Source organism: Flavobacterium selenitireducens (genome assembly GCF_014748335.1).
GTDB classification, from domain to species: Bacteria; Bacteroidota; Bacteroidia; order Flavobacteriales; family Flavobacteriaceae; genus Flavobacterium; species Flavobacterium selenitireducens.
This window is the reverse complement of the sequence record NZ_JAAVIY010000005.1, coordinates 166966-190627: the sequence shown is the minus strand read 5'-3', so window position 1 is coordinate 190627 and position 23662 is coordinate 166966. Positions and strand designations below refer to the sequence as shown.

Here is a 23662-nt window from a genome sequence, read left to right as displayed (position 1 = left end):
GACTGTATATTTGCACCCGCATTGAAGAAATGTTAACGACTCGATAGCTCAGTTGGTAGAGCACAACACTTTTAATGTTGGGGTCCTGGGTTCGAGCCCCAGTCGGGTCACAAAGACCTAAAAAACATTTCTTCAGGCATTGACTCGATAGCTCAGTTGGTAGAGCACAACACTTTTAATGTTGGGGTCCTGGGTTCGAGCCCCAGTCGGGTCACAAAGTCGAACGCCTGTCGTTTGACTTTTTTTTGTTGAAGGCCTCGTGGAGAAACTGGTAGACTTGCCATCTTGAGGGGGTGGTGCTGAAAGGCGTATGGGTTCGAATCCCATCGAGGTCACGAATGGATGAATAATCCCATAAAAAAAAGCCCAAGCTCTGCTTGAGGCTTTTTTTTATGGGATTATTCATTCTCAAAGCGGAGCTTTGAGGGATGCCGCGCAGCGGAATCCCATTCGTGAACGAGATTGGCCGTCCCAAACCCAAAAACCATGCGATACCGCGCAGCGGGATCGCCTAAAACAAACATTCCAGACCCACCCTAGACACCGCGCAGCGGAATCGCATCCCACCTCCCGATACCGCGCAGCGGAATCGCCAAATACCGCGCAGCGGACACCCAACCTGAACTACCGCGCAGCGGGATCGCCTACAACAAACATTCCAGAACCACTTTAGACACCGCGCAGCGGAATCGCCAAATACCGCGCAGCGGAATCGCATCCCACCTCCCGATACCGCACAGCGGGATCGCCCACAACGTAACATCTCAGTCCAACCCTAGACACCGCACAGCGGAATCGCCAAACACCGCGCAGCCGAATCAGCCCGCGTCGCATCTTACCTCCCATTTTGTCGCAAATGCGTTATCGACGGAAGTTTTTAATTCCCGAACTTTATATTTCACAAAAGGATGTATGAGAAAAATAACCGTTTTGTCGATGATTACTTTAGACGGCGTCATGCAGGCCCCGGGCACTCCCGACGAAGATCGTTCCAATGGTTTTGAGTTTGGCGGATGGATCGCGCCATATGACGACGAAGTTTCGGCAGAAATCATGCAACGGCTACTGCAACCAGCCGACCTGCTGATTGGCCGCAAAACATTTGAAATATGGGAACGGTATTGGCCGCAACACACCGAAAATTGGCCCACGATCAACGAGGTGAACAAATTTGTGCTGTCGGGGACCAGACGTGATACCGATTGGAAGAACTGTATTTTCATAGACAGTGTAGCGGACGTAAAAAAACTCAAGCAATCGGACGGAGCCGACATCCAGGTTTGGGGCAGCGGCAAAATCGTCCAACTGTTGCTCCGGAATGACATGGTAGACGAGTTATGGCTGATGATCCATCCGCTGACGTTGGGCAACGGGAAAAAACTGTTTACCGACGGACCCATTCCGGCGGCATTCTCGCTTGCGGAAAGTGCCGTGACGACAAAAGGCGTGATCATCGCGCGATACGAGCGGGCCGGTGACGTGGAGACCGGTACCGTTGGAGGATAACGACCCTTAACTCCGCGGCCCAGCCCGGATGTCGCAGAAAGCCTTTTGAAAAAATACCGCTATTTTTCGCGTCTGAAACAGCGCCCGGAGGAAGCTCGTTTTGGGCGCTGAAAAATGCGGTATGTTGAAAAAAGCTTGACGCGGACAGCCGGATCAGCTGCATAAAAAATGTATTTTAGCTAAAAAGTAATCGTATATGATTTTTGGTCAAGTTCCCAATCCCGGTGAAGTGGATTTCACGCTACCGCCTGATGCCCCAGAGACCGCGCGTGTGCTTTCAGCCGCCAAAACAGATCAACCTTTTGAGGTTTACATCGGCTGCGCAAAGTGGAATAGAACCGAATTGAAGGGTTTTTATCCGAGAGGGACGAAAGATGAACTGAGTTATTATGCGACCCAGTTCAATTCGATAGAGCTCAACGCTACATTTTACGGAATGCCGACGTGGCAACAAGTTGAGATCTGGAAGAACAAGACTCCCGACAATTTCAAGTTCTTTCCCAAATTGACCAATACCATCTCTCATTTCAAGCGACTGATTGACGTAAAAGAGCCTGTCGATAATTTTTGCAACGCGGTGAGCAACTTTGGTGAAAAACTCGGTATGTGCTTTTTGCAGCTCCACGACAACTTCAAGCCGAAGGATTTCGCCCGGCTCGAGAAGACGTTGCGCGAATTCCCAAAAGGCGTTCCGCTCGGTCTTGAAGTGCGCAACAGCGAATGGTTTTCGGATGCAAAGGCCAAAACCGATTACGAGAATCTTCTCGAAGAACTCGGTATGGCCAACATCATTGTCGATACGGCCGGAAGGCGGGATATGTTGCATATGAGACTGACGAGTCCGGTGGCGTTCGTGCGTTTTGTGGGTGCGAACCATCCCAGCGATTACACCCGTCTCGACGATTGGACGCAGCGCATACAAAAGTGGCGCGATCAAGGGTTGCAAAAGCTGTATTTTTTCGTTCACCAGAACATAGAGCTCGAATCGCCTTTGCTGTCTGAACACTTTACTTTGGCTGCCAATAAGGCGTTCGATCTTGATTTGCCGATTCCTGCCAGGCAACCTGCACAGAAATCGATGCTGGACGGCGACTAGACCGCGACCCTGTTGATTTGGAAGACTTCCTGGAGGGTTTCCCCAAAGAATACGGTGTCAATTTTCCCGTAAAGTAATTTTTTGTCGACGGGCTTGGTGAGGTAATCATTGGCGCCTAGGGTAAAAACGCGTTCGCGTGTCTCCGGCGTGATATCTGCCGTCACGACGATGATCGGGATAGCTGAATTCAACGCTCCCGTCTCGCCGGCACGTATGGCTTGGGTTGCCTCGTAACCGTCCATGACCGGCATTTGGAGATCCATCAAGACCAAATCGAATTGCTGCTCTTTCATCATCTCAAGACATTCCGAGCCGTCATTGGCCACCGCGAAAGTGAGTCCTTTTAACCCTTTCAGGATCATCTTGATCACCATTTGGTTCATCGCGTTGTCTTCGACGATAAGCACGTTCTTGCCTTCGTATGCCTTTTCATTGCTTTCCGGAAGAGACGAAACCGGCTTCAACGCCTGGGACGCGATTTCGTAGTCGAGTTGCAATCTGCAGGTCGTACCTTTGTCGAGTTGGCTTTCAAGGCTGATCTTTCCGGAATGTAGGTCCACGAGCGATTTGACGATGCTCAGGCCGATGCCGAATCCGCCGAACTTGCGTTTATTGTCGAAGTTGCTTTGGGAGAAAAGCCCGAAAACGGATTCCAGTTTTTCTTTCGCAATGCCGATTCCGGTATCGGAAACACTGATTGAGAGCGACATCTTTTGACCTTCTATTTGGGCCTCTACGCCAAAATGGACGGAACCTTCCGCCGTAAATTTACAGGCGTTGACCAGCAGGTTGTACACCATTTGCTCAAGCCGGACGGGATCACCAAAAACCGACGTGCCCGCCTCAACATTACTTGAAAACGTAAACGAAAGTCCTTTGTCCTGGATTTGTTTGCGCATGGTTCCGCTGAGTTTTTCGAGGATGTCCTGGATTTCGAATTCGATCCGGTCAAGCCGAAGTTCCCCTTTCTCGATACGCGAAAAATCGAGGATGTCGTTTACCGAAGAAATCAGTCCGTAAGAAGCGTAGCGGATGACTTCGCAGTTAAAACGGATCTTGTCGTTGTCGGTCTCTTCATGCATTTCGCTTGCCAATCCCAGGATCGCGTTCAAAGGCGTGCGAAGTTCGTGGCTCATATTCGACAAGAAATAGGATTTGATGTCGTTCATCTCTTCTGACTTCTGGAGCGCAACCGCCTGGAGTTCTTCCTCTTTGGTCTTCAGCAGTTTTATTCGGTTGGCCATCGATAGCGAAAGTGCGATGATTTCAAGTGCAATCCCTGGTTTGGTAATGTTATCCATCGAAAAGTCCTGTGGAAACAATCCGAAATTCATGAGCACGGCCATCGCGATGCAAAGAAATAAAATGACGATCCCGCCGACGTAAAACCGGTCGATTGGCTGTCTCCTGAGCAATTTTACGATTACTGTCGCAAAAATCAGCAAGATTCCTACAAGTGTCAGCACGTTGATTATCGGATACGCCAACGGCAAAAACGACGGAAATGCGATAATCGCGATGAGCTCCACGGCCAATACCGCGAAAAGTGCCTGGTAACAGCGATATAACACCGGGTTTTGCTGTTTGATCGATAACGCCGTGACACTGTATTTTCCGAAGAAGTAACAACTCAGAATGGCGGAAAGGATCACGATATGACGATCGAGCCAGGAATGGCCCGCGCCTCCGTATTGATGGTAAAACCCGTCAAGCGCGAATTGGCACAGCGCCATAAAAAATACGTAAAGGGAATAGTGCAGGAACGAAATTTCCTTTAACGCGAAATAAAAAAACAGATAAGTGATCGCGATGACCAACAATATTCCAAAGAAAAGCCCGATGAGCAACTGGTCGTGATAGGTTTCCTCGAGTATTCTGGTCGGCTTGATAAGCTTTAGCGGAAGATTGTTTTTCTCACCATCGTTGCGAATCTCGAGAAACGCGCTTACTTTTTGGCCTTTGGCTAGCGAAATATCAAAAACGGATTTTCGGCTCTTTACGGCGCGTTGGCTGAAATCGAGATTGTCGCCGCTGCGTTGCACGGTTGCACGCCCGTTTTCGTCGACGAGATAAAGGTTGACATTGTCGGTAACAGGTTCAGCAGTTTCCAGGTAATATTGGAGCGGCACGTCGAGATTGTTTACCAAATCGAACTTTACCCAATACGTCGCGTCGGTAAAGCCCAAATTGCCCAATTTTCCCGAAAGTGGCTTGAACGCATGGCTGATTTTGCCGCTTTTTACCTGTTCGAGCGAAAGTGTTTGATGTCCGACATTGGCGATGTAAGCTTTGTCCAGGATCGATACTTCATCGGGAAGCGTGCCGTTTGAAAAAACGAATTGCGCCTTTACGGGCAGACCGAACATAAGAAGTACGGTCGCGAGGATCAGGGTTCTCACGGTAGTAGGTGTTTTTGGGTGGCGAAACTTAGCAAACTTTCCTAACAATAACAAAAAAAGTGTCAGAAAAACATCAATTAATGTCTCGGGAAGCCCAAATCAGGATATTTGTGAGTGAATTAAGGTCAAAACCGCCGATTCTGACCTTCGGAATGCCCGCGGCTTTTACCATTTTCGCTTAGTCTTACATCATTTTCAGATTAGAATCCGCGAACGAAATTTTGTAGTAACTTCAATCCAATTACTCAATTTATGGGCACAATTTCGACTAAATTCAGCATTCGCGACCTCGAAAATCTCTCTGGCGTCAAAGCGCATACCATCAGGATATGGGAAAAGCGTTATGGAATCCTCAATCCGATGCGCACCGATACCAATATCCGGTATTATGATTCAGAAAACCTGAAAAAGTTGCTGAATGTGGTACTGCTTCACAAACACGGCTACAAAATCTCGAAAATCGGGACTTTTGGGGAAGAACGGATCCCGCAAATGGTGCGCCAGATCATTTCGGAAAAAAGCGCTAAAAACCACGCGCTTAATGCGTTTAAACTGGCCATGATGAATTTTGACCAGCAAATGTTTTTTAACACCTACGACAGCCTGTTATCCGAAAAGCCATTCAACAAAGTGTTTTACGAAGTCTTCCTGCCTCTCTTGGACGAGATCGGATTGTTGTGGCAAAGCGGAACAGTCACGCCTGCCCACGAGCATTTCATCTGCAACCTCGTACGCCAAAAAGTGTTTTGCCAGACTGAAAAAGCGGAAAAAGAGATGGTCGTCAAAAGCGAACGGTGCTTCGTTTTGTTTCTTCCTCAACATGAGATGCACGAAATGGGGCTGCTGTATTTGCATTACGAACTTATTTCCCGCGGTTATCGCAGCATCTATCTAGGCGAAGGTATTCCGTTGTCGAGCCTGAGTGAGATGAAAAATACGTTTAAAGAAGTTACGTTTGCGACTTATTTCACGGTCGAGCCCAAACCCGATGAAGTCGAAAGTTACATCGATCAGGTGTACGCGCAAATTATGGGAACGAGTTCGGAACTATGGATTTTTGGCAAGAGAAGTGGCGCCATTGAGCGTTCTCGTCCGAGGCTTACCGTGTTCCAGTCGTTGAAATCTGCCGTGGAATTGTTATAAAAAAAGCGCCCCGAAGAGCGCTGATTTTCATTTATCGAACTTGGTTTTTACGGCTGTATGCCCGGCTGCATCAACTTTTGCAATGGCTTTAGCTGTTCCATGTCGAAGTTCGACGATTGAAGCAACGGAAGCATCTGCATTATGGAGTTCGGCGACATCTTATCCCCAAGCACCCTGACGACGGCGAAACCGTTCTCCTTGCGATTGGCAAATATCACGAATTCTTCGATATCGTCATCGGCGCCGACATAGCTGATGGAACCGCCGTCCTTTCCGGATCCGAAATGCATCAGTTCCTGGTATTTTTCGCTCTTGAGCATTTTTTTGACCTTTTCAGACTCCGCCTTGTATTCCGTAACATTCGAATCATTGGCCTGAAACGCCAGGACATTCACTTTTTCGAATGTTTTCAAAGCCTCGCGTTGTTCTTCTGTAAGAGCGTCTTGCTTAACCTGGAGAATGGACGATCCGATGTCAAGCGATACAAAATCCTTTTTCTCCTGGCTCTCCACGAAATATTTCTGGAGAGAAGGCTCCGAACTGCACGAAGCCAGTGCTGTAATGGCCAAAGCCAATGTCAAGAATCGTTTCATGTCGTTTTATTTTGCTCCTTTTGTGCCCTTTGATCCTTTGGTCGCGCTTTTTAGATTGTCACCTCCGGGCAGGTTCATTTTGTCTGTCAACAGGGAAATATCGTTAAGGTCGAAGTTGCCGGTAAGCGACATAAGAACTGTTTCGTTTTTACCTGCGCCTTCAATGAACATCAGCAATTCGCGCACATTCGTGTCGGTGGCTCCTGACTTTACCAGAATTTTGATATTTTGGCCTTTGTCGGTAACGCGCATCAGTTCTTCCAATCCGGCAGACTTGATATACTTTTCGGAAGTCGCCTTCATATCACTCGTCACCCTTGCACTTTGGGTGGTGAAAACGCGAAGGTTGTCAAGTTTCTTGATCAGGTTCAAATATTGCTGATTCTCTTTGCTTTTAACGTCTCCCATCATCTTGAACATCTTTTTGTTCACGACTACAGCGGTGACGTCGTCCTGACCGTCGAATTTATCGAAAGCGGTCTGAGCGAAAAACAGTGTTGGCATTAAAGCGAAAACTACTGTAAGTACTAGGGTTTTAATCGATTTCATGTTTTTGGATTTTACTTTTTGAAAACTAAGTCTTTTGATTGTTCGTATTCGTTGATGTAGGAAACGCTCTCGACACCTTTGTTGAAATGCCCTGACAGCAAATCGAGTGCTTTCTGCGTTTCTTTCATCGCAAGCTCGGGATTGTCATACGTGCCCAGATCACCCGGAGTCGTCTGGCTCCCCAAATTATCATAAGCGAATTTCCCGACGCCCAACAGGACAGCGACCGAAGCGGCTACCGAAAGCCAAGCCACGACTTTGCGTTTTCTGGGTTCTAAAGGCAAGGTGCCGTCAAATCGTTGTTCCTTTTCTTTGGCGAAGTAACCAAACATGGGGCGGTATTGTTCGAGATGCTGCGCAACATCCGGTGAAGTGAAATACTCCTGCAATTCGCGCTCCTGTGCCAAGGAGGTTTCCCCGTCAAAGTATTTATCGAGTAGTGATTCTATTTTATGCAATTCCATAATTTTCCGTTTTAGTCATTTTGTCCCTGAGTGCTTTCCTCGCTCTTGAAAGTGCGACGCGAATCGCCGTTTCGTTCATGTCGAGCATCGAAGCGATCTCCTCATATTCATATTGTTCAATGTCCCTGAGTTGTACGATGAGTTTCTGTTGTTCCGGCAGATCACCCATCGCTTTTTCCATCCAGGCCCATCGGTCGCGGTCCTCGACCTGCTTTTGTACCGAAGGCGAACGGTCGCTGTAATTGCTATGGACGAGTTGCAGGTTGCTGGCTCGCTTGCTCTTCAACTGGTCCAGGCAATAATTCTTCGTCATCGTCATTGCCAAAGCTTCGACGCTGTTGTAATTTGGCAGCGTCTCGTTTTTGGTCCACAGCTTGACCATGACTTCCTGTGTGGCGTCCTCGGCTTCTTCTACACTCACGAGCAAACGCTTGGCGAGGCGGAAGACTTTATCCTTGAACGGATTTACGATTTGTATGAACTCGTTTTGGTTCATTTTGGTTTGCTTATTTGGTCGGTTATAAAGTCCAGACGAGGGTTGTTTTTTTTTGTTACAAACGAAACTGAAAAAATTGTTTATTCGTTTATTTGTTTATTCGTTTATTTGATTTGGAACGACTTGCGTTGTCCGCTAATTTACATTCCCATGAAAAAGAATCTTGTCCTTTCACTATCGATGTTGCTTTTTGCGTTCGGATTTTGGTCGTGCCAACCCGACGATTCCAACCACGTCCCGAATGACGTGCGCATCACCGACTTCGTATGGAAAGGCATGAATCTTTATTATCTATGGCAACAAGAGGTTCCCGATCTCGACGACAATCGGTTCGCCAACCAGTCTGAACTCAATGCGTGGCTCGCCCAAAACAACGAACCGGTGGCATTGTTCAACCATTTGCGTGTCGATACGTCGATTGACCGTTTTAGTGTGATCTATTCGGATTACCGGATTCTCGAAGGCGTGCTTTCCGGAACTACGGGAAATAACGGTGTCGACTTCGCATTGCGCTATAAAACAGGAAGCACTACCGATATTTTCGGATGGGTGCGTTACATCCTGCCGAATTCCGATGCATCGACAAAAGACATTCACCGTGGCGATATTTTCTATGCCGTCAACGGAACGCCACTGACGTCCGACAATTACCAGCAATTGCTTTCCCAGCAAACCTATACGCTCAACCTGGCCGATTACGACAACGGCAACATCACGCCCAACGGAGAATCGGTTGCGCTGACAAAATCGGTTTATTCTGAGAATCCGGTTTACCAGCGCGAGGTTTTCAATATCGGTAACCACAAAATCGGCTATTTGATGTATAACGGTTTTTATCCGAATTACGACAATGCGCTCAACCAGGCGTTCGGCCAGCTGAAGTCGCAAAACATCACTGATTTGGTTCTCGACCTGCGTTACAATTCCGGCGGATCGATCCAGACCGCGACGTATCTCGCGAGCATGATCACGGGACAATTCAACGGACAGGTTTTTGCAAAAGAACAATGGAACGACAAGCTGATGGACTATTGGAGCGACCAAAATGCAGACGCGCTTGTGAACCGCTTCACCGACGAAATCAACAACGCATCCGCAAACAGTCTCGAACTCAACACCGTTTACATCCTCACTTCCAAAAGTACGGCCTCGGCAAGCGAATTGGTCATTTCTTGCCTTAAACCATACGTAAATGTCGTTCAGGTAGGCGATGTCACCACGGGAAAAAACGTAGGGTCGGTCACGCTTTACGATTCGCCCTCATTCCAAAAAAAAGGTGCGGATCGCTCGCATTATTACGCGATGCAGCCAATTGTTCTAAAAGTGGTAGACAAAAACGGTTTTGGAGACTATGCAAGTGGACTTGAGCCCAATTACGATTACATTGAAGATCTCGGAAATCTTGGCGTCATCGGAACTACAGACGAGCCGCTGTTGTCGACGGCCATCGGAATCATTACCGGAAACGGGCGGATGATACGGCAATCTCCGACAAAAACCTTCACGCCTTTCAAAGATTCCAAATCGCTCGACGGGCTGCGCGACCAAATGTATACGAGCAGAATTCCGCGGTGAGTTCAGCTGCGGTCGGTCAGACGGATGATCTTTCCATCCGAAAACTCAAAAATCGATTCGCCTGACAGCGAAAGCCGTTCCCCTTTTTTCATCCCATTCGGAAAATCCATGGCGAGTACGGCCGTGTATCGAATCCCGATCACGACCCTTTCGTTAGTCTGGGCTAACGATTCTATTAATTGCTCGCGTTCTGAAAAGAATGATTTGGAAAGTTCTGCCTGCTGACGGAAACTGTCGGCTCCGTTGAGAAGCAACGTGATGTTACCGTTTTCAAGATTCTCAAAAACAACGTTTTCGTACACATTTTCGAGCATACCGTCAATATCGAAACTATTGTAAGCCTCGACGTAATCCCGTACGATTTTTTCAAGTTCAGACATGTTACGATGGGTAGATTGCCAATTTAAACATTTCATTTCCAATTGTGGATATGTTCGTTCAAAACTCTTAAGTATGAGGGACATTCGGATTTTTTTTCGAACTATTTTGCAATTATTGTCGGATTTTCCGCGTTAACACAATAGCTCAATCCTCCCATATGAAAATTGCTCTCAAGATTGTATTGTCTTTCGCCGTACTTTCGGCATTCGCATTCAGCGTCAATCGACACGAAGAACCGAGAAAGATACAGGTCGTAATTGACGCGGGACACGGCGGAAACGATTCGGGAGCTTCTTTCGAAAACCTTACGGAGAAAGCGATCGTCGCCCAGATAAGTTCAAAAATCAAGTCGCTCAACAAAAACCAGAACATCGAAATCGTACTTACGCGCGCCTCGGACATTCCCGTAACGCTGCAAGAGCGCACCCAGGTTATCAATTCCATCAAACCGGATCTCGTGATTTCGCTGCACGTAAGCGCGAGCAAGGATTCCGCGAAATCGGGCATTGGGCTCTATATCGCCAAAGAAAATGCGTCCAAAGACAAAGCGCTCCAACTCGCCAGGAAAATGTCCGACCGCATCAAAAAAAACCATCATTTTGCTGTTTCGGAAATACAGGAAGCGCCGTTTTATGTGTTGAAAAAATCCGAGGCGCCGGCCATTATCGTCGAACTCGGCTATCTCACGAACGAGCTTGATCGCCATTACCTCACGGACGAAAAACAGCAGAACCGCATCGCGCGTACGATCCTCGAATGCGTCAACGACCTGAAACCATAACCAATAAATAAGCAGTATGAAAAAAACCTTAGGATTGTCAGCAATTGTCGCGGCCGCAATATCGTTCGCCTTCATCTCGCCGGATGCCGATAAGTTCGTCGTCGTAATCGATGCGGGACACGGCGGAAAAGATTATGGCGTCACTCACGAATCTGCGATGGAAAAATCGATTACCGAAACCGTTTCCCGAAAAATCAAAGCGTTGAATTCCGACAAGGAAATCGAGATTCACCTTACGCGAGATTCCGATGAATTCAAAGATTTGAGCGCCCGGACCGAATTTGTGAACTCGCTTGACGCAGATCTCGTGCTCTCGATACACGTCCAGGGAAACAAAAACGTCACCGCCTCCGGAATGGAAATTTACGTAGGAAAAGACCATGCGCAAAAAACCAGGTCAATGGATTTCGCGACCAAACTTTCGGAGAAACTCCAAAAAGAGAATTTCAAGTTGCGGCCCACCAAGGAAGCGCCGTTTTATGTGCTGAAGAATTCGAAATCACCAGCGGTCCTGCTCGAGTTGGGCTTTCTTACAAATGAAAGCGATCGCAATTATCTGACATCCGAACAACAACAGGACAGGATAGCCGCGACGATTCTCGAGTTTATCAGCGAATCGAAATAAGACGCCTTGCATCAGCGACTTTGTGAAAAACGAAAAAGCCGACACGTTGATGTCGGCTTTTTTATGACTGGTAAAATTAGTTGAAATAAAATCCGTTAGGCCCGAGCCCGACCGGAATTTCGTCTACGAGCGCTCCATTGTTCTCAGAATAGATAAAAATTTTCCCATCGGACACAAAATCATCGGCTCCTTCCGCGATGTAAATCCTGCCGTCGTTTACCGCGAACCCGTATCCGATGTAACTTGACTCAGACCCGGTATCGATGAGTGGCGTATCGGCAGCCAAAGCCAGGAACGGATCGACCTTATAGATTTTCGGCCCGGCCGTAAAATAGATAAAACCATCTTCGATATCAAGGTTTTGGGCGTTGACCATGGTTTCGGCGAACGCCATCTCGCCAAGTAGCGCGTTATCCGAAAGACGGATCCTCACAATCTTGCCCGGCCCGTTCCAGCTCGAACACAGCACGTACAAAATGCCGTCTTTTTCTTCGAGAGAGTTTGGAGCCGTTCCGACGTTTATCGCCGTGACCTGCTGATTCGAGGTATTGATCACGGACACCACGTTGCCGCTTCCGTAAAAGCCGCCCGAAACATAGAGTTTGCCGTTTTCCTCGATAATGCGCTCTGCCTGGTTGTTGACCGGAATGGGTGTCCCAGCGGTGAGCGTGTTCAGGTCGATGACCGCGATGAAGTCGTCTGTAGGGCTGGTGAACAAATTGGAGTTCGTCACATATGCCTTGCCGTTGTATACCACACCGTAGCGCGGAACGGTCAAGCCGCTCGTCACTTCTCCGACCTTCTCGAATGTGTAACGGTTTACCACCGTAATCCTGTTTGATCCGTTCGAAATGATGAACGCGCGATCTCCGGAAAAGAAAATCGATTGAGGGAACAAGCCTAATGTTACATCGTCACCGTTGACTGCCGTAAAAATGTCGTTTTGCACGGTTTGTAGGTCGTCCGAAATATACGTCACGCTCGCCCCGCCCGTCGATCCGCCTTCGTTGAGTACCAGTATTCCGTTGTCATAGCTACCCAAAGGCGCGTTCGAATCGTCATCTCCGTTACACGAGGCGAGCAAAACCGAGCCCGCGATCAGCGCAAAAATGCATTTGTTGATTTTCATTATAATTGTAGTGTTAGCGTTACATTGCAGTGTCGTCCGGGATACGGGCGGTTTTCCATGGTTTCATATTCGGAATCAAGGGCGTTGCGAAGCTGGAATCCGATGCGGTACACATCCGATTTTCCAAAATCATAGCAAATTCCGGCATTCACGACCGCATATGCCTCGAGATTATAGCGTTTGTTGTTGTCGCTCCTTGTAAAAACTTCCCCATTGAAAAGACTTTGGACGTGAGCCGAAAATTTCCGGAAGCCATACGACAAATTCGCCGTCGCTTTGTGGAAAGGCACGTAAATCAATTGCTTTTGCGTCTTCTCATTTTCGGAAACCGCATATGCGTAAGTCGCATTCAGAAGCAATTCATGTCGCCCGATATTCTGGCGCGATTCGAGCATTATCTCGGCTCCGTAACTTTCGACGCGATTCACATTGACTGGAAACCAAGTCGAGGTCGTGCCCGGCAACCACTGTATCATGTCGCGTATTTTCATGTAATATCCGGTCAGCGCAATTGTCGTCTTGCCGAATTTTAACTCATTGCCGATTTCGACCTGGTAAGACGATTCCGGTTTGAGGTTCGGGTTTCCGCCATCGCCCCAGTACAAATCGTTGAAAGTCGGGATACGGAAATTGCGCGAGCCATTCAATTTTACAGAATAGAACGAAAACGGACGGTATCGGATTCCCGCGGAATACAACAGCGGACTGTCGTAATTTTCGGTGATTTCCTGTCGGATGCCGGCTTCGTAATGGAATTTAGGCGATATTTTGTGGCGGAAAAGAAGCGCTCCCGAGCCGATTCCACGCGAATGGTTCGAAATATCGCTGCCACGCCCCGTAGCCGAAGTATAATCGACGATGGCATTGACCAGAATATCATCAGACACATTATACGCAAAATCGTACTTGCCGATAAGCGTCTCAACCGTCGCAAATCCCGTAGCCGGCGTGCCAAGATTCTCGAAATAACCGTATCGCTCATGTAGATAAGCAGCTTTCAGACGAGAAGTGAACCTGTTGCCGACGTTCGTCCATTCGACAAGATTGCGTGCATTGAAATCACGGTATTTTGTCTTGGTGTCCGATGAAGTAAGCAACGGAAAGTGCCGCTCCCCATCGTAAACTTCTCCGAAATATTTGATGAAGTTGCGATCTGAAATCTTGTAAGCCGATGCAACGTTGATTCCCGAATTGTAAAACTGTCCGTTGCGATTCTTTCGCGTAGAATTCGGGAAATCGTAATCGTTGTCCGATCGGTTGTGGTAAACAATAGCATTCACGGCAAACTTATCCGAACCAAAATTCGCCTTGTAGCGATAACGTTGGGTATTGAAACTTCCGTAAACGGCCTCGATCGTATTTCTTAGATGGTCGCCAAAAATCGGTTCGGACGACAAATGCACGCTCCCGCCGATGGCACTGCTTCCGTAAATCACGCTGCCACCGCCCGACCGCACCGAAATTTCATCGTAACCGGAAGTCGCGATCGTATTGAAATCCGTTTGGCCGTTCACCTGGGAATTTATGTTGATCCCATTCCAGACGACAGCCGTCTGTTGGGCCGTCGTACCGCGAAAAGAGGCAGAAGCCACGCCGGAGCCAAATCCGTTTTCCTTTAAATAGACAGAGGAATTGAATTGCAAAAGTGCCGCCAGCGAACCTTGGTTTCGGCCCAAAACGGAATCGTTGAGGACGATGATGTGTTGCGTATCGGAGAATTTTCGCAATTGTGCGTCACCCACAACGACTTCGCACAACGCAATCGAATCCTGTTGCGCCCAAAGCATCGGACCCAAAAACAAAAAGCAAATCGAAAGCAGTTTTTTCGCTGTCATACATGGAGGATTTTTTTCCCGAAAATCCTTTTGTGGCGAATCAAGGCAGGTCTCCTGGCTCGCGTCCCGTTCGTCGGCCTTCCCGCTTTTGCAGTGGCAGCAGATGACGACAGGCTAATAGCTTACAGTTGCGGGAACAGCCCGGACGTTGCATCCGATTCCCTTTTCATGCAAAAATTGCAACCTTGATTCGGGTGCAAATGTAGGAATAAAATCACGGTCGGACTCCCGTTCCAAAAAAAATTGAACAGCGCAAACGTTTCGCTTTATCTTTGCGCCAATCAATTTACAGACATGAAACAGTTCAGGATTTCGTTTTTTGCGATAGCGCTCAGTTTGCTTTTTATCGGATGCAAAAAATCGGAAACAATAAAGAAACAGGCCTCCGATGTCCGGAATTCCGTAAAGTACGCCAATGGCCTTTCGATTTTTGATTATGGAGATTACTCGGTTGTCAAGGTTAGCGACCCATGGCCGAACGCCAACAAAAACTACACTTACGTGCTCAGGGAAAAAGATGCGAAAGTACCTGACAGCCTGGCTTCGTTTACGACTGTGAACGTTCCCGTTAAGTCTATCATCGCCACTTCGACGACGCATATTCCGTCTCTCGAAATGCTGGGCGTTGAAAATTCGCTTATCGGATTTCCTCAACTCAATTACATTTCGTCCGAAAAAGTTCGGGCAAATATCGATGTCAAAAAAGTAAGGGAAATCGGGCAAAACCAAAGCCTGAATACCGAGGTCATCATCGATTTGCAGCCGGATGTCATCATCGGATACGGAATCGACAACAACAACCCGACGATCGACAACCTCGAGAAAAGCGGCCTCAAAGTCTTGCTCAACGGCGACTGGAACGAGACAACGGCTTTGGGAAAAGCAGAATGGATCAAACTTTTTGGGGCGCTTTACGGACTGGAGGACAAAGCCGACAAAATTTTTTCCGACATCGAAAAATCGTACAATGAAACCCTCGCACTTGCAAAATCGGCGAAGACGAAACCAACCGTCGTTGCTGGCGCCATGTTCGAAAACAAATGGTATCTGCCTCAGGGAAAAAGTTGGGGAGCCGAACTCATCGCGCAAGGCGGCGGCCAGTATATGTGGTCGGATTCGGAAGGAACCGGGAGTCTTTCACTTCCGTTCGAGACCGTATTGGAAAAAGCGAAAGATGCCGAATTCTGGATTGGGCCGGGAGAATTCACTTCGTTGACGGAAATGCAGTCGGCAAACGCCCACTACGCCCAATTCAAAGCGTTCCAAACCAAAAACGTCTATTCGTTCAGCTCCAAAAAAGGCAAGACGGGAGGCGTGATTTATTTTGAGCTGGCGCCAAACCGGCCCGATCTTGTGCTAAAAGACATCGTAAAAATCCTGCATCCGGAACTCTTGCCCAATTATGAACTTTTCTTTTTCGAGAAATTGAATTAATCCAAAAACACCCTTCCTGAAATGCCTGACCAAAAAAACAGCAGCTTCTTCCTCTTGCTATCGCTCCTGGCGGTTTTGCTGTTCGTTTTGGATTTGGCATACGGGCCGGTTTCCATTCCTGTGGAAGACGTTTTCCGGAGCATATCCGGAGGCAAGGCGTCCAAGGAAACCTGGGACTACATCATCGTTAATTATCGGTTGCCAAAAGCCATCACCGCGGTTTTGACCGGAATCGGGCTGGCAGTGAGCGGCTTGCTCATGCAGACGTTGTTCCGGAATCCGCTCGCCGGGCCGGACGTATTGGGCTTGAGTTCGGGTTCGAGCCTCGGCGTCGCATTCGTCGTCATGGGCGCGGGATTGATCCCGGGAATCCTCAGCGTCTGGATGTTGTCGTCATATGGAATTATTTTGGCTTCCTGCTTCGGCAGTTTTCTTGTTTTGCTCGCAATTCTGGCGGTCTCAAGACGACTTAGAGATACGATGGCCATCCTGATCGTAGGGCTGATGTTCGCGAGTTTCGCCAGTGCGATCGTTAGCATCCTGACCTATTTTTCAACTGCGGAACAATTGCAGAAATTTACGTTTTGGGCAATGGGAAATCTCGGCAACCTGTCGTGGCTTTCGATAACGATACTGGCGGTTTGCATTTCCACTGGACTCGCGATTGCCGTCCTTTGCATCAAGCCGTTAGATGCGCTCCTGCTCGGTGAGAATTACGCAAAAAGCCTCGGTCTCCATTACAAACGCGCCCAGTTCACGATCATCATCGCGACGAGTCTGTTGACGGGAAGCATCACAGCTTTCGCCGGACCTGTGGCTTTCGTCGGATTAGTCGTTCCCCACATGGCCAAATTGCTTTTTAGGACAAGCGATCACAAAGTGCTGTTTTTCGCCACCGTGCTTTTCGGGGCCATCATCGTATTGTTATGCGACATTTTGTGCCAGTTTCCGGGAAGCGACGTTACACTCCCTATAAATGCGATCACCTCACTGATTGGCGCACCTGTTGTAATCTGGTTGCTGATGCGCAAAAGAAAGACGTTCGACTGATGGAAAAACCACTATTGTTTACCCGGGATCTCAGCATCGGCTATCCAACCAAAAAACAGGTCTCGGTGATCGCTTCGGATGTGTCCATATCACTTCGCATGGGGAAATTGATTTCGTTGATCGGGGCCAACGGCATTGGGAAATCGACGCTGCTGCGGACGCTGACAGGGATCCAAAAACCGATCTCGGGCGAAGTCATGCTCAACGGCAGAATCGTATCGGATTATCCGCCTTCCCAAATGTCACAAAAACTCGCGCTGGTGCTTACCGAAAAACTGCCGCCGAGCAACCTAACCGTTTTCGAACTCGTCTCGCTCGGACGCCAACCTTACACGAACTGGGTCGGCAAACTGACAGCCGACGACATCGCAAAAGTCAACCAAGCCCTGCATCTGACCGCCACCACGCACCTATCGGCGAAACGGCATTTCCAATTGTCGGACGGCCAACTCCAAAACGTGCTCATCGCGCGCGCACTTGCCCAGGACACTCCGTTTATCGTGCTTGACGAGCCGACTACTCATCTCGATCTTCAACATAAGGCCGCGCTGTTCCGCCTGCTGAGAACCTTGAGCTCCGAAACAGGGAAATGCATTTTGTTTTCGACACACGATGTAGAAATGGCGATCCAGCTCAGCGACGAAATGATCGTGATGAACCGCGGCAACGTGATCCAGGACACTCCCGAGAATTTGATAAAAATGGGTGCATTTGACCGTCTTTTTGATGACGAAACGATTGTTTTCGACAAACAGAAGCAACGGTTTGTTTTCCGCGGATTTTGAGCTATATTTGAGATAGACTCGCTTTTGCCATGAAAAAACACCTGATTGCATTGTTATTGTTGTGCGCCCTCCCGGCCTTTTCCCAAATAAACCTCGAACTCCAGCCTCAGGGATTTCCTTCGGTCACGATAAAGCGCCCGCCGGTTCCCGAGGACAAACTCATTGAAGCCGTCCGCAACTGGGTGGCAACCTATAACGAAAAGAATCAGTACGGATACGACATCACAGAAGTTTCCAGTGCGGGAATGACCATAGACGCTTACAAACGCAATGCATTCTACTACCGCAATCGAGGGGAATTATACCAGCACCGCATTCGGTATACGATGCGTCTCGAGTTCGGCGAAACGATCAAGACCCAGTTTTCGGTGAAGGAAATTTACGCCCAAAAAAACCTCACGACGCTTCAGGTCGCTGACTTTTTCCTGCCGGACGGACGCCTCAAGGATGACTATCGCGATGCGAAACCCTCTCTCGAAAAGACCGCCAATGCCATCCTGAACAATTTCGCCGAGTTCATGACAAGGGTTTCGGAGTAAGCAAATCCGGGACTTCGCTCACGTTTCCCGGTTGAAGGTCGCCCAGTTCCACTTCGCCTATCCTGACGCGTACCAAACGCAAAGTTGGAAACCCGACGGCAGCGGTCATTTTGCGCACTTGCCGAAACTTGCCTTCCGTCAGCGTAAGGGAAACCCAACTTGTCGGGCCGTGGCGTTCATCGCGTATTTTGCGGTGTGGCAAATCCGGAGTCTCAATGAGGCGCGCCTTACAGTTTTTGGTAACGTACTTTGTTCCTTTGACGCCGATTTCCACACCATTCTCCAATAAATTGACGGCACTTTGATCGATTATGCCGTCGACCTGGGCAAAATATTCCTTTTCGAGCTGCTTTCCGCGCACAATTTCACTCATCATGCCGTCTGTGGTCAGGAAAAGCAACCCTTCCGAATCTTCATCGAGACGTCCTATCGCCATTGTATTTTTCGGGAAATCGAATAATTCGCCGAGTAATTTCTTACTGCGTTTTTTCTCATAGATGAACTGGCTCAAAAAGCCGAACGGTTTGTAAACGATAAAATGACGGTGATCCATGCGCCAAAGATAAAGCAATGTTAAAGCACTCGCAATCGGCAGCCGAAAGGCGTACTTTTCTATAAAACACAAGTATCATGGACACGACCCACAACAAAGATCTAGGCGATAAGACCTGGAATAACGAACAGAAAAAAGGCGATCTCAACGAAGGCTTCAGCGGTGAAAACGTGCCGGAAGATTACAATCCGGCCAAGCATGTCAAGGAAACCGAGACGGACTCCGACGGCAACAAAAAAACCGTCGACCGCGCTCGCAACGCCGAACGCACGACAGATGACGAAGGGAAATGGAAAGAATCCGGATCGCTTAAAAAAAGTGATTTGTCAGAAGAAAAAATCGAAGGAAGAGAGGATCACAACTACGATTCCCCTAACCGGAAATAATGCATGGACAAAACCACTTACACCAACCAGTTTTCTGAGGATGATGCCGTTGGATGGCTAGCGATAGACGATGCGCTTGACACGCTTTACTCCGGTGCGGAGCCTCGCCATTACGGGCCACTTTGCGGACTTCATTTTGTCGCAGGAGGAACGGATCCGATAGATGGCACCAGCATTTATGACGTCGGCAATCCTGAATTTCACCGCCATATCGTGACGTACGGCATGTCCGAATTGTATTACGACGCAGAAAAAGACGGAGGAGAATTCAGCAAATGGGGCTTCGAATTTACGATGCGCATAAGACCGTTCGCCGAAGACGAAACCGATCCCCTTTGGGCCGTGCAATTGATGAACAATCTCGCGCGCTACGTGTACGACAGCGGGAATTGGTTCGAGGAAAATCATTTTATACCTGCAAACGGCCCGATTCGCCTGAATACCGATACCCAAATTACGGGCGTCGTGTTTGCGCTCGATCCCAAACTCGGAAAGATTGTGACGCCCCACGGAGAGGTTTCATTTTTGCAACTTGTCGGGATAACCGAATCTGAAGTGCAACGGCTCAAAGCCAATCCGACGGCTCCCGAGGTAGCAAAACTTATCGAAGAATTAAGGTCGGACAATCCTTTGCTTATCACCGATCTCAACCGAACCTAAACAAAAAAAGGAACCGATCACTTGGGTTCCCTTGGTGTTCGGTTCTTTACAAACTATTCCATCTTTACGAACTGGATGTTCGCCGCGATCTTGACTTCTTCGCCCAGGACGAGCCCGCCGCCTTCGGTAATTCCGTCGTATACGATATCGAAATCGTGCCGTTTTATCGATCCGTTGACTTCAAAGCCGGCGCGGTAACGGCCGAAGCCATCTTTAAGTTCGCCTCCGAACAGCACTTGCAACGCGATGTTTTTCGTGGTTCCTTTGAGCGTCAGGTCGCCGTGGAGCACGTATTCGTCTCCCGATTTGTGTTGAAAAGACGTTGACCTGAACATGATCTCAGGAAATTGGTCGGCATCGAAAAATTCAGGTGATTTCAAATGTTCGTCCCGGTCGGTTTCATTGGTATCGATGCTATAGGTATCAATTACCAGGTCGATTTTCGCGTCGTTGAAATTTTCCTTGTCACTTGTTTGCAACGTTCCCTTGAACAGGCGGAATGCCCCGGTCACGGTAGAAATGACGAGGTGCTTGATCTTGAAATGTATTTCGGAATGAGCGGGATCGATTTCCCAGAATGTCGTCTTCATAAAAAAAGTTTCGCCTAAAGTTAGCTTCATTTCGCATCGCCTGCAAGTCATTTTTATAAAATTTGGGCATTGGCTTTGTCGCGTTTGACCCGTTCTTTTAACGCGAATTGCCGCATATTGGAAGCAGCGCACTCCGTAATTTTGTGTACCGGACTCGTTTCCGGCTGTTTAGACCGATTAAAAATTTCAATAGCGGTTCACCCATTTTGGATAAAACGATTATTTTTGTCGCTTATGCTTCGGACTATGATTGTTTCAGCCGTCCTCGTTTTTTAGCAAATCGGGACAATCCATACAGGCGAATTTCTACCACATCGCACGTCTGCGAAAGCCGGTTATATCTCATTTTTACAATCAATACAAATGTCACAGAAGACTTTTTCAGGCAAACTATCTGCCTTTGTTTCCATAATAAAACGCTCGCTTAATGGCGAATATATCGATCTCACGACAGGCGGGATCCGCGTTTCCGTAGTGTTGCTCGCCATTCCGATGATGCTCGAGATGATGATGGAATCCGTGTTCGCGCTTGTCGATCTTTACTTCGTCGGACACCTCGAACACAGCAGTTTCGCGATCCAGGCCGTCGGTTTGACCGAATCGGTTTTGACGATCATCTATTCACTCGCCATCGGGATCAGTATGGCCGCAACGGCCGTCGTGGCGAGGCGCGTAGGCGAAAAGAACCCGGAAGCCGCCTCAAGAGCGGGGATCCAGGCCGTCCTGATCGCTTTCGGAATCAACCTGTTCATCAGCATTTTCGGGATTATTTTCGCTACGGATATCCTGAAATTCATGGGCGCATCCAACGAAGCCGCACTTTACGGAACGACGTTCGTGCGCATCATGATGGGTTCGAGCCTTATCATCATTTGCCTGTTCCTTTTCAACGGGATTTTCCGCGGGGCCGGAAACGCCGCGATCGCCATGAAGAGTTTGTGGGTGGCTAACATCGCCAATATAATCTTATGTCCGATATTGATCAACGGCCTTGGCCCTATCCCGGCTCTCGGTCTCAACGGAGCGGCGATCGCGACGACGATAGGGCGCAGCTTAGGCGTTTGCTACCAGTTGTATCATTTGTTCAACGGAAAGGGCGTGATCGTGGTTTACCTGTCGTATTTCAGGCCGCACTGGGAACAGATCAAACACATTGCGAAAATTTCGGCTCCGGCTGTCGGACAATTCGTGATCGCTTCGTGCAGCTGGATTTTTCTGGCCCAGCTGGTGGCCACTACCGGGGGCGACGTCGGCTCGGCGGGTTACCAAACATCCCTAAGGCTAATGATGTTCTTCATGCTTCCCGCCTGGGGATTGAGCGGAGCGGCCGCAACGTTGGTCGGGCAAAATCTCGGCGCCAAACAGGTTGAGCGCGCCGAGCGATCTGTGTTGGTCACTGCCCGTTTCAATGCGATTTACATGGGCGCGGTGATGATTTTGTCGCTTGTAGGTGCTGAATGGCTTGCGGGCGTGTTCAGCAACGATCCGGCCGTTCGTGAAATCGGGACGCAAGCAGTCAGGATCATGGCGTGCGGCTACATTTTTTACGGGATCGGGATGGTGATGATCAACGCATTCAACGGTTCCGGCGATACCAAAACACCGACGTGGATCAACCTTTTCGGGTTTTGGTTTTTCCAGATTCCTCTCGCCTATTTGCTGGCCAAGACGTTTGAAATGGGACCCACAGGCGTTTTTATCGCGATTCCCGTCGCCGAAACCGCCATTACGATCGCAGGTGTCATCCTGTTCAAGCGTGGTCGCTGGAAAACAATTCAAGTATAGGTTCAGGCGAGTTAAATCAAAATAAAAACGAGGCCAGGAAACACCGTTTGTTCCTGGCCTTGCGTTTTGAGGAAGTCGACCGCGATTATTCCGGTTTGAATTCAGGGTTGTAGATCAATCCTATGATATTGCCCCAGGCGTCTTTCACCGATGCCACGACAATTTCCCCACCTACGTTCGTTGGCGGCTCGTGTTCGGTAGCGCCGAGGTCGATAAACCGTTTGTATTCCGATTCGATGTCGTCTACGCCCCAATAGGTCAGGACGCTCTCGATTTTTTTCGCCGAGGCATTTTCTTCAGGCTGGAGCCCAAGTTCGTAACCGGCAACGTTGAAACCAACATGAAAAGGTTCGTTGAAGTAGGGCTCGATTTGAAACGCTTTCGAATACCATTCCGTAGCGGCTTTGAGGTTGTCGACTTTGTAGATCGTGGTGCGGAGGCCGAGGATTTTTGACATTTGGATGATTATGTATTAGACGATGAAACAATTGGATTTCGATGACGATAAACTAAAATAGGAACTTAATTCGATATGTGGAAATTTGATGGCGCGCTTTGGGACAACGTCAAATCGATAATGATGCAGCGATGCCGAATGACGATTGTCGAGTCGCGAATGACCGATGTTTGATGGTTAGCCCGGATGGAAGCGGCCAGCTTTTTGAGGTTCGGGCGCATTTTTTGCCGAAGGTGGACGGCGACCGAAGGAAGCCCGGCCGACGAGTTGCAAAAAAGCGCCCGAACCGCGAAAACTAGTAGCGGACAGCCGGATGAGCTCCTGATAATTAACAATTTAAATCCAATACAAAATGTTAAAGTCAATAATGTAACTCTATCTTAAAATTATGTAAAAATTCTCGAGGGCCGAAAAAGTAATTTAGCATCAAGGAAAATGAAATGCTCCTATTCACTCATCGATAACCTAAAAACAAAGAGTCATGAAATCAGTATCACTCCTCATATCTGCCCTGGCACTGGTCGCGTCAACGTATTTTTTCGCGGTTGATTTCAGATTATCTTCAGAAAGCAATTACCTTATTTACATGGGCATGCTGCTCACGCTGATCTTTATTTCGATACTGGGCATCGTGATCAATTTGCCGCTTGCCAAGTTCAAGAGACCAAAGGCGCGCAGTTTTATGTACAATAGCTATTCTCGCGAGAGAATCAGGAATAAGAGTTTTGATTCCCAGTTCGGGATGTCGTAACATATAGAAATCTACCTATACGAATGGTTCGCAATTGCGGGCCATTTTTTTTATGGACAAGAGACTGGTCACACAGGCACCCGGCGACTTTTTCATTACC

25 protein-coding genes, 3 tRNA genes and 1 riboswitch are annotated in these 23662 nt (G+C 48.4%); of the genes, 17 read left to right on the top strand and 11 right to left on the bottom strand.

Annotated elements, in window-relative coordinates; genetic code table 11:
• Positions 1 to 37: 37 nt before the first annotated feature.
• The 5 genes from HC229_RS10010 (at position 38) to HC229_RS09990 (ending at position 2602) form a co-directional block, all read left to right on the top strand.
• Positions 38 to 110 (top strand) — tRNA-Lys (locus HC229_RS10010).
• A gap of 31 nt (positions 111 to 141) precedes the next feature.
• Positions 142 to 214, top strand: a tRNA-Lys gene (locus HC229_RS10005).
• A gap of 39 nt (positions 215 to 253) precedes the next feature.
• Positions 254 to 335 (top strand) — tRNA-Leu (locus HC229_RS10000).
• A gap of 577 nt (positions 336 to 912) precedes the next feature.
• Positions 913 to 1506, top strand: coding sequence for a dihydrofolate reductase family protein (locus HC229_RS09995; protein ID WP_191020342.1), 594 nt, complete (start codon positions 913 to 915; stop codon positions 1504 to 1506).
• Positions 1507 to 1702: 196 nt separating this feature from the next.
• A complete protein-coding gene (locus HC229_RS09990; protein ID WP_191020341.1) occupies positions 1703 to 2602 on the top strand; it encodes a DUF72 domain-containing protein in 900 nt (299 codons plus the stop codon).
• Here the strand turns inward: HC229_RS09990 and HC229_RS09985 are convergent.
• Positions 2599 to 5001, bottom strand: coding sequence for a hybrid sensor histidine kinase/response regulator (locus tag HC229_RS09985; RefSeq protein WP_191020340.1), 2403 nt, complete (start codon positions 4999 to 5001; stop codon positions 2599 to 2601). The genes HC229_RS09990 and HC229_RS09985 overlap by 4 nt on opposite strands.
• A gap of 252 nt (positions 5002 to 5253) precedes the next feature.
• On the opposite strand from HC229_RS09985, the gene HC229_RS09980 reads away from it, so the two are divergent.
• Complete coding sequence (locus tag HC229_RS09980; RefSeq protein ID WP_191020339.1) at positions 5254 to 6144, top strand: MerR family transcriptional regulator; 891 nt, start codon at positions 5254 to 5256, stop codon at positions 6142 to 6144.
• Between the two features lie 47 nt (positions 6145 to 6191).
• Here HC229_RS09980 and HC229_RS09975 read toward each other — a convergent pair whose 3' ends face one another.
• Genes HC229_RS09975 through HC229_RS09960 form a run of 4 tightly spaced genes read right to left on the bottom strand, consistent with a single transcriptional unit; the run spans position 6192 to position 8246 of the window.
• Positions 6192 to 6737 carry a DUF4252 domain-containing protein gene (locus HC229_RS09975; RefSeq protein ID WP_191020338.1) on the bottom strand — a complete coding sequence of 182 codons (546 nt, stop codon included), beginning with the start codon at positions 6735 to 6737 and terminating at the stop codon, positions 6192 to 6194.
• Positions 6738 to 6743: 6 nt separating this feature from the next.
• On the bottom strand, positions 6744 to 7277 hold the full coding sequence (locus tag HC229_RS09970) for a DUF4252 domain-containing protein (RefSeq protein ID WP_191020396.1): 534 nt from the start codon (positions 7275 to 7277) through the stop codon (positions 6744 to 6746).
• A 20-nt stretch (positions 7278 to 7297) separates the two neighbouring features.
• Positions 7298 to 7750: a hypothetical protein gene (locus HC229_RS09965; RefSeq protein ID WP_191020337.1), complete on the bottom strand. Its 453-nt coding sequence runs from the start codon at positions 7748 to 7750 to the stop codon at positions 7298 to 7300.
• A complete protein-coding gene (locus HC229_RS09960) occupies positions 7737 to 8246 on the bottom strand; it encodes an RNA polymerase sigma factor (protein ID WP_191020336.1) in 510 nt (169 codons plus the stop codon). The genes HC229_RS09965 and HC229_RS09960 overlap by 14 nt, the downstream gene beginning before the upstream one ends.
• Before the next feature lie 150 nt (positions 8247 to 8396).
• Between HC229_RS09960 and HC229_RS09955 the strand changes: the two genes are divergently transcribed.
• Positions 8397 to 9821, top strand: coding sequence for a S41 family peptidase (locus HC229_RS09955; protein ID WP_191020335.1), 1425 nt, complete (start codon positions 8397 to 8399; stop codon positions 9819 to 9821).
• 2 nt (positions 9822 to 9823) lie between these two features.
• Here HC229_RS09955 and HC229_RS09950 read toward each other — a convergent pair whose 3' ends face one another.
• A complete protein-coding gene (locus tag HC229_RS09950; protein WP_191020334.1) occupies positions 9824 to 10201 on the bottom strand; it encodes a nuclear transport factor 2 family protein in 378 nt (125 codons plus the stop codon).
• Between the two features lie 158 nt (positions 10202 to 10359).
• Between HC229_RS09950 and HC229_RS09945 the strand changes: the two genes are divergently transcribed.
• A complete protein-coding gene (locus HC229_RS09945; protein ID WP_191020333.1) occupies positions 10360 to 10983 on the top strand; it encodes an N-acetylmuramoyl-L-alanine amidase family protein in 624 nt (207 codons plus the stop codon).
• Between the two features lie 16 nt (positions 10984 to 10999).
• Complete coding sequence (locus tag HC229_RS09940; RefSeq protein ID WP_191020332.1) at positions 11000 to 11608, top strand: N-acetylmuramoyl-L-alanine amidase family protein; 609 nt, start codon at positions 11000 to 11002, stop codon at positions 11606 to 11608.
• 76 nt (positions 11609 to 11684) lie between these two features.
• On the opposite strand, the gene HC229_RS09935 is transcribed toward HC229_RS09940, so the two are convergent.
• Positions 11685 to 12737: a YncE family protein gene (locus tag HC229_RS09935; RefSeq protein WP_191020331.1), complete on the bottom strand. Its 1053-nt coding sequence runs from the start codon at positions 12735 to 12737 to the stop codon at positions 11685 to 11687.
• A complete protein-coding gene (locus tag HC229_RS09930) occupies positions 12737 to 14572 on the bottom strand; it encodes a TonB-dependent receptor plug domain-containing protein (RefSeq protein WP_191020330.1) in 1836 nt (611 codons plus the stop codon). The genes HC229_RS09935 and HC229_RS09930 overlap by 1 nt, the downstream gene beginning before the upstream one ends.
• Before the next feature lie 27 nt (positions 14573 to 14599).
• A riboswitch (cobalamin riboswitch) is annotated at positions 14600 to 14775 on the bottom strand.
• A gap of 91 nt (positions 14776 to 14866) precedes the next feature.
• On the opposite strand from HC229_RS09930, the gene HC229_RS09925 reads away from it, so the two are divergent.
• From HC229_RS09925 to HC229_RS09910, 4 genes are read left to right on the top strand one after another with little or no spacing between them, the layout of a single operon-like run.
• Positions 14867 to 16006 carry an ABC transporter substrate-binding protein gene (locus HC229_RS09925; protein WP_191020329.1) on the top strand — a complete coding sequence of 380 codons (1140 nt, stop codon included), beginning with the start codon at positions 14867 to 14869 and terminating at the stop codon, positions 16004 to 16006.
• Positions 16007 to 16027: 21 nt separating this feature from the next.
• The gene (locus HC229_RS09920; protein WP_191020328.1) at positions 16028 to 17056 is read left to right on the top strand and encodes an iron ABC transporter permease; all 1029 of its coding nucleotides are present in this window, start codon (positions 16028 to 16030) and stop codon (positions 17054 to 17056) included.
• Complete coding sequence (locus tag HC229_RS09915; protein WP_191020327.1) at positions 17056 to 17841, top strand: ABC transporter ATP-binding protein; 786 nt, start codon at positions 17056 to 17058, stop codon at positions 17839 to 17841. The genes HC229_RS09920 and HC229_RS09915 overlap by 1 nt, the downstream gene beginning before the upstream one ends.
• A 29-nt stretch (positions 17842 to 17870) precedes the next feature.
• Positions 17871 to 18380, top strand: a complete 510-nt coding sequence (locus tag HC229_RS09910) for a hypothetical protein (RefSeq protein WP_191020326.1) — start codon at positions 17871 to 17873, stop codon at positions 18378 to 18380.
• On the opposite strand, the gene HC229_RS09905 is transcribed toward HC229_RS09910, so the two are convergent.
• Positions 18358 to 18933 (bottom strand): pseudouridine synthase, encoded by a 576-nt coding sequence (locus tag HC229_RS09905; protein ID WP_191020325.1) that lies wholly within the window; start codon positions 18931 to 18933, stop codon positions 18358 to 18360. The genes HC229_RS09910 and HC229_RS09905 overlap by 23 nt on opposite strands.
• 77 nt (positions 18934 to 19010) lie before the next feature.
• On the opposite strand from HC229_RS09905, the gene HC229_RS09900 reads away from it, so the two are divergent.
• Positions 19011 to 19319, top strand: a complete 309-nt coding sequence (locus tag HC229_RS09900) for a hypothetical protein (RefSeq protein WP_191020324.1) — start codon at positions 19011 to 19013, stop codon at positions 19317 to 19319.
• Between the two features lie 3 nt (positions 19320 to 19322).
• Positions 19323 to 19979 (top strand): suppressor of fused domain protein, encoded by a 657-nt coding sequence (locus HC229_RS09895; RefSeq protein ID WP_191020323.1) that lies wholly within the window; start codon positions 19323 to 19325, stop codon positions 19977 to 19979.
• A 53-nt stretch (positions 19980 to 20032) separates the two neighbouring features.
• Here the strand turns inward: HC229_RS09895 and HC229_RS09890 are convergent, their stop codons facing one another.
• Complete coding sequence (locus tag HC229_RS09890) at positions 20033 to 20569, bottom strand: YceI family protein (protein ID WP_191020322.1); 537 nt, start codon at positions 20567 to 20569, stop codon at positions 20033 to 20035.
• Positions 20570 to 20932: 363 nt separating this feature from the next.
• Here HC229_RS09890 and HC229_RS09885 point away from each other — a divergent pair, with 363 nt between their 5' ends.
• The gene (locus tag HC229_RS09885; protein WP_191020321.1) at positions 20933 to 22354 is read left to right on the top strand and encodes an MATE family efflux transporter; all 1422 of its coding nucleotides are present in this window, start codon (positions 20933 to 20935) and stop codon (positions 22352 to 22354) included.
• A gap of 85 nt (positions 22355 to 22439) precedes the next feature.
• On the opposite strand, the gene HC229_RS09880 is transcribed toward HC229_RS09885, so the two are convergent.
• On the bottom strand, positions 22440 to 22811 hold the full coding sequence (locus HC229_RS09880) for a VOC family protein (RefSeq protein WP_191020320.1): 372 nt from the start codon (positions 22809 to 22811) through the stop codon (positions 22440 to 22442).
• 481 nt (positions 22812 to 23292) lie between these two features.
• Between HC229_RS09880 and HC229_RS09875 the strand changes: the two genes are divergently transcribed.
• Entirely contained in the window at positions 23293 to 23562 is a 270-nt protein-coding gene (locus HC229_RS09875; protein ID WP_191020319.1) for a hypothetical protein, read from the top strand.
• The last annotated feature ends 100 nt before the right edge of the window (positions 23563 to 23662 follow it).

Coding starts and splice junctions, on each gene's coding strand:
- HC229_RS09995 (WP_191020342.1), top strand. CDS start 913: ATGAGAAAAATAACCGTTTTGTCGATGATTACTTTAGACGGCGTCATG.
- HC229_RS09990 (WP_191020341.1), top strand. CDS start 1,703: ATGATTTTTGGTCAAGTTCCCAATCCCGGTGAAGTGGATTTCACGCTA.
- HC229_RS09980 (WP_191020339.1), top strand. CDS start 5,254: ATGGGCACAATTTCGACTAAATTCAGCATTCGCGACCTCGAAAATCTC.
- HC229_RS09975 (WP_191020338.1), bottom strand. CDS start 6,737: ATGAAACGATTCTTGACATTGGCTTTGGCCATTACAGCACTGGCTTCG.
- HC229_RS09965 (WP_191020337.1), bottom strand. CDS start 7,750: ATGGAATTGCATAAAATAGAATCACTACTCGATAAATACTTTGACGGG.
- HC229_RS09960 (WP_191020336.1), bottom strand. CDS start 8,246: ATGAACCAAAACGAGTTCATACAAATCGTAAATCCGTTCAAGGATAAA.
- HC229_RS09955 (WP_191020335.1), top strand. CDS start 8,397: ATGAAAAAGAATCTTGTCCTTTCACTATCGATGTTGCTTTTTGCGTTC.
- HC229_RS09950 (WP_191020334.1), bottom strand. CDS start 10,201: ATGTCTGAACTTGAAAAAATCGTACGGGATTACGTCGAGGCTTACAAT.
- HC229_RS09945 (WP_191020333.1), top strand. CDS start 10,360: ATGAAAATTGCTCTCAAGATTGTATTGTCTTTCGCCGTACTTTCGGCA.
- HC229_RS09940 (WP_191020332.1), top strand. CDS start 11,000: ATGAAAAAAACCTTAGGATTGTCAGCAATTGTCGCGGCCGCAATATCG.
- HC229_RS09935 (WP_191020331.1), bottom strand. CDS start 12,737: ATGAAAATCAACAAATGCATTTTTGCGCTGATCGCGGGCTCGGTTTTG.
- HC229_RS09930 (WP_191020330.1), bottom strand. CDS start 14,572: ATGACAGCGAAAAAACTGCTTTCGATTTGCTTTTTGTTTTTGGGTCCG.
- HC229_RS09925 (WP_191020329.1), top strand. CDS start 14,867: ATGAAACAGTTCAGGATTTCGTTTTTTGCGATAGCGCTCAGTTTGCTT.
- HC229_RS09920 (WP_191020328.1), top strand. CDS start 16,028: ATGCCTGACCAAAAAAACAGCAGCTTCTTCCTCTTGCTATCGCTCCTG.
- HC229_RS09915 (WP_191020327.1), top strand. CDS start 17,056: ATGGAAAAACCACTATTGTTTACCCGGGATCTCAGCATCGGCTATCCA.
- HC229_RS09910 (WP_191020326.1), top strand. CDS start 17,871: ATGAAAAAACACCTGATTGCATTGTTATTGTTGTGCGCCCTCCCGGCC.
- HC229_RS09905 (WP_191020325.1), bottom strand. CDS start 18,933: ATGGATCACCGTCATTTTATCGTTTACAAACCGTTCGGCTTTTTGAGC.
- HC229_RS09900 (WP_191020324.1), top strand. CDS start 19,011: ATGGACACGACCCACAACAAAGATCTAGGCGATAAGACCTGGAATAAC.
- HC229_RS09895 (WP_191020323.1), top strand. CDS start 19,323: ATGGACAAAACCACTTACACCAACCAGTTTTCTGAGGATGATGCCGTT.
- HC229_RS09890 (WP_191020322.1), bottom strand. CDS start 20,569: ATGAAGACGACATTCTGGGAAATCGATCCCGCTCATTCCGAAATACAT.
- HC229_RS09885 (WP_191020321.1), top strand. CDS start 20,933: ATGTCACAGAAGACTTTTTCAGGCAAACTATCTGCCTTTGTTTCCATA.
- HC229_RS09880 (WP_191020320.1), bottom strand. CDS start 22,811: ATGTCAAAAATCCTCGGCCTCCGCACCACGATCTACAAAGTCGACAAC.
- HC229_RS09875 (WP_191020319.1), top strand. CDS start 23,293: ATGAAATCAGTATCACTCCTCATATCTGCCCTGGCACTGGTCGCGTCA.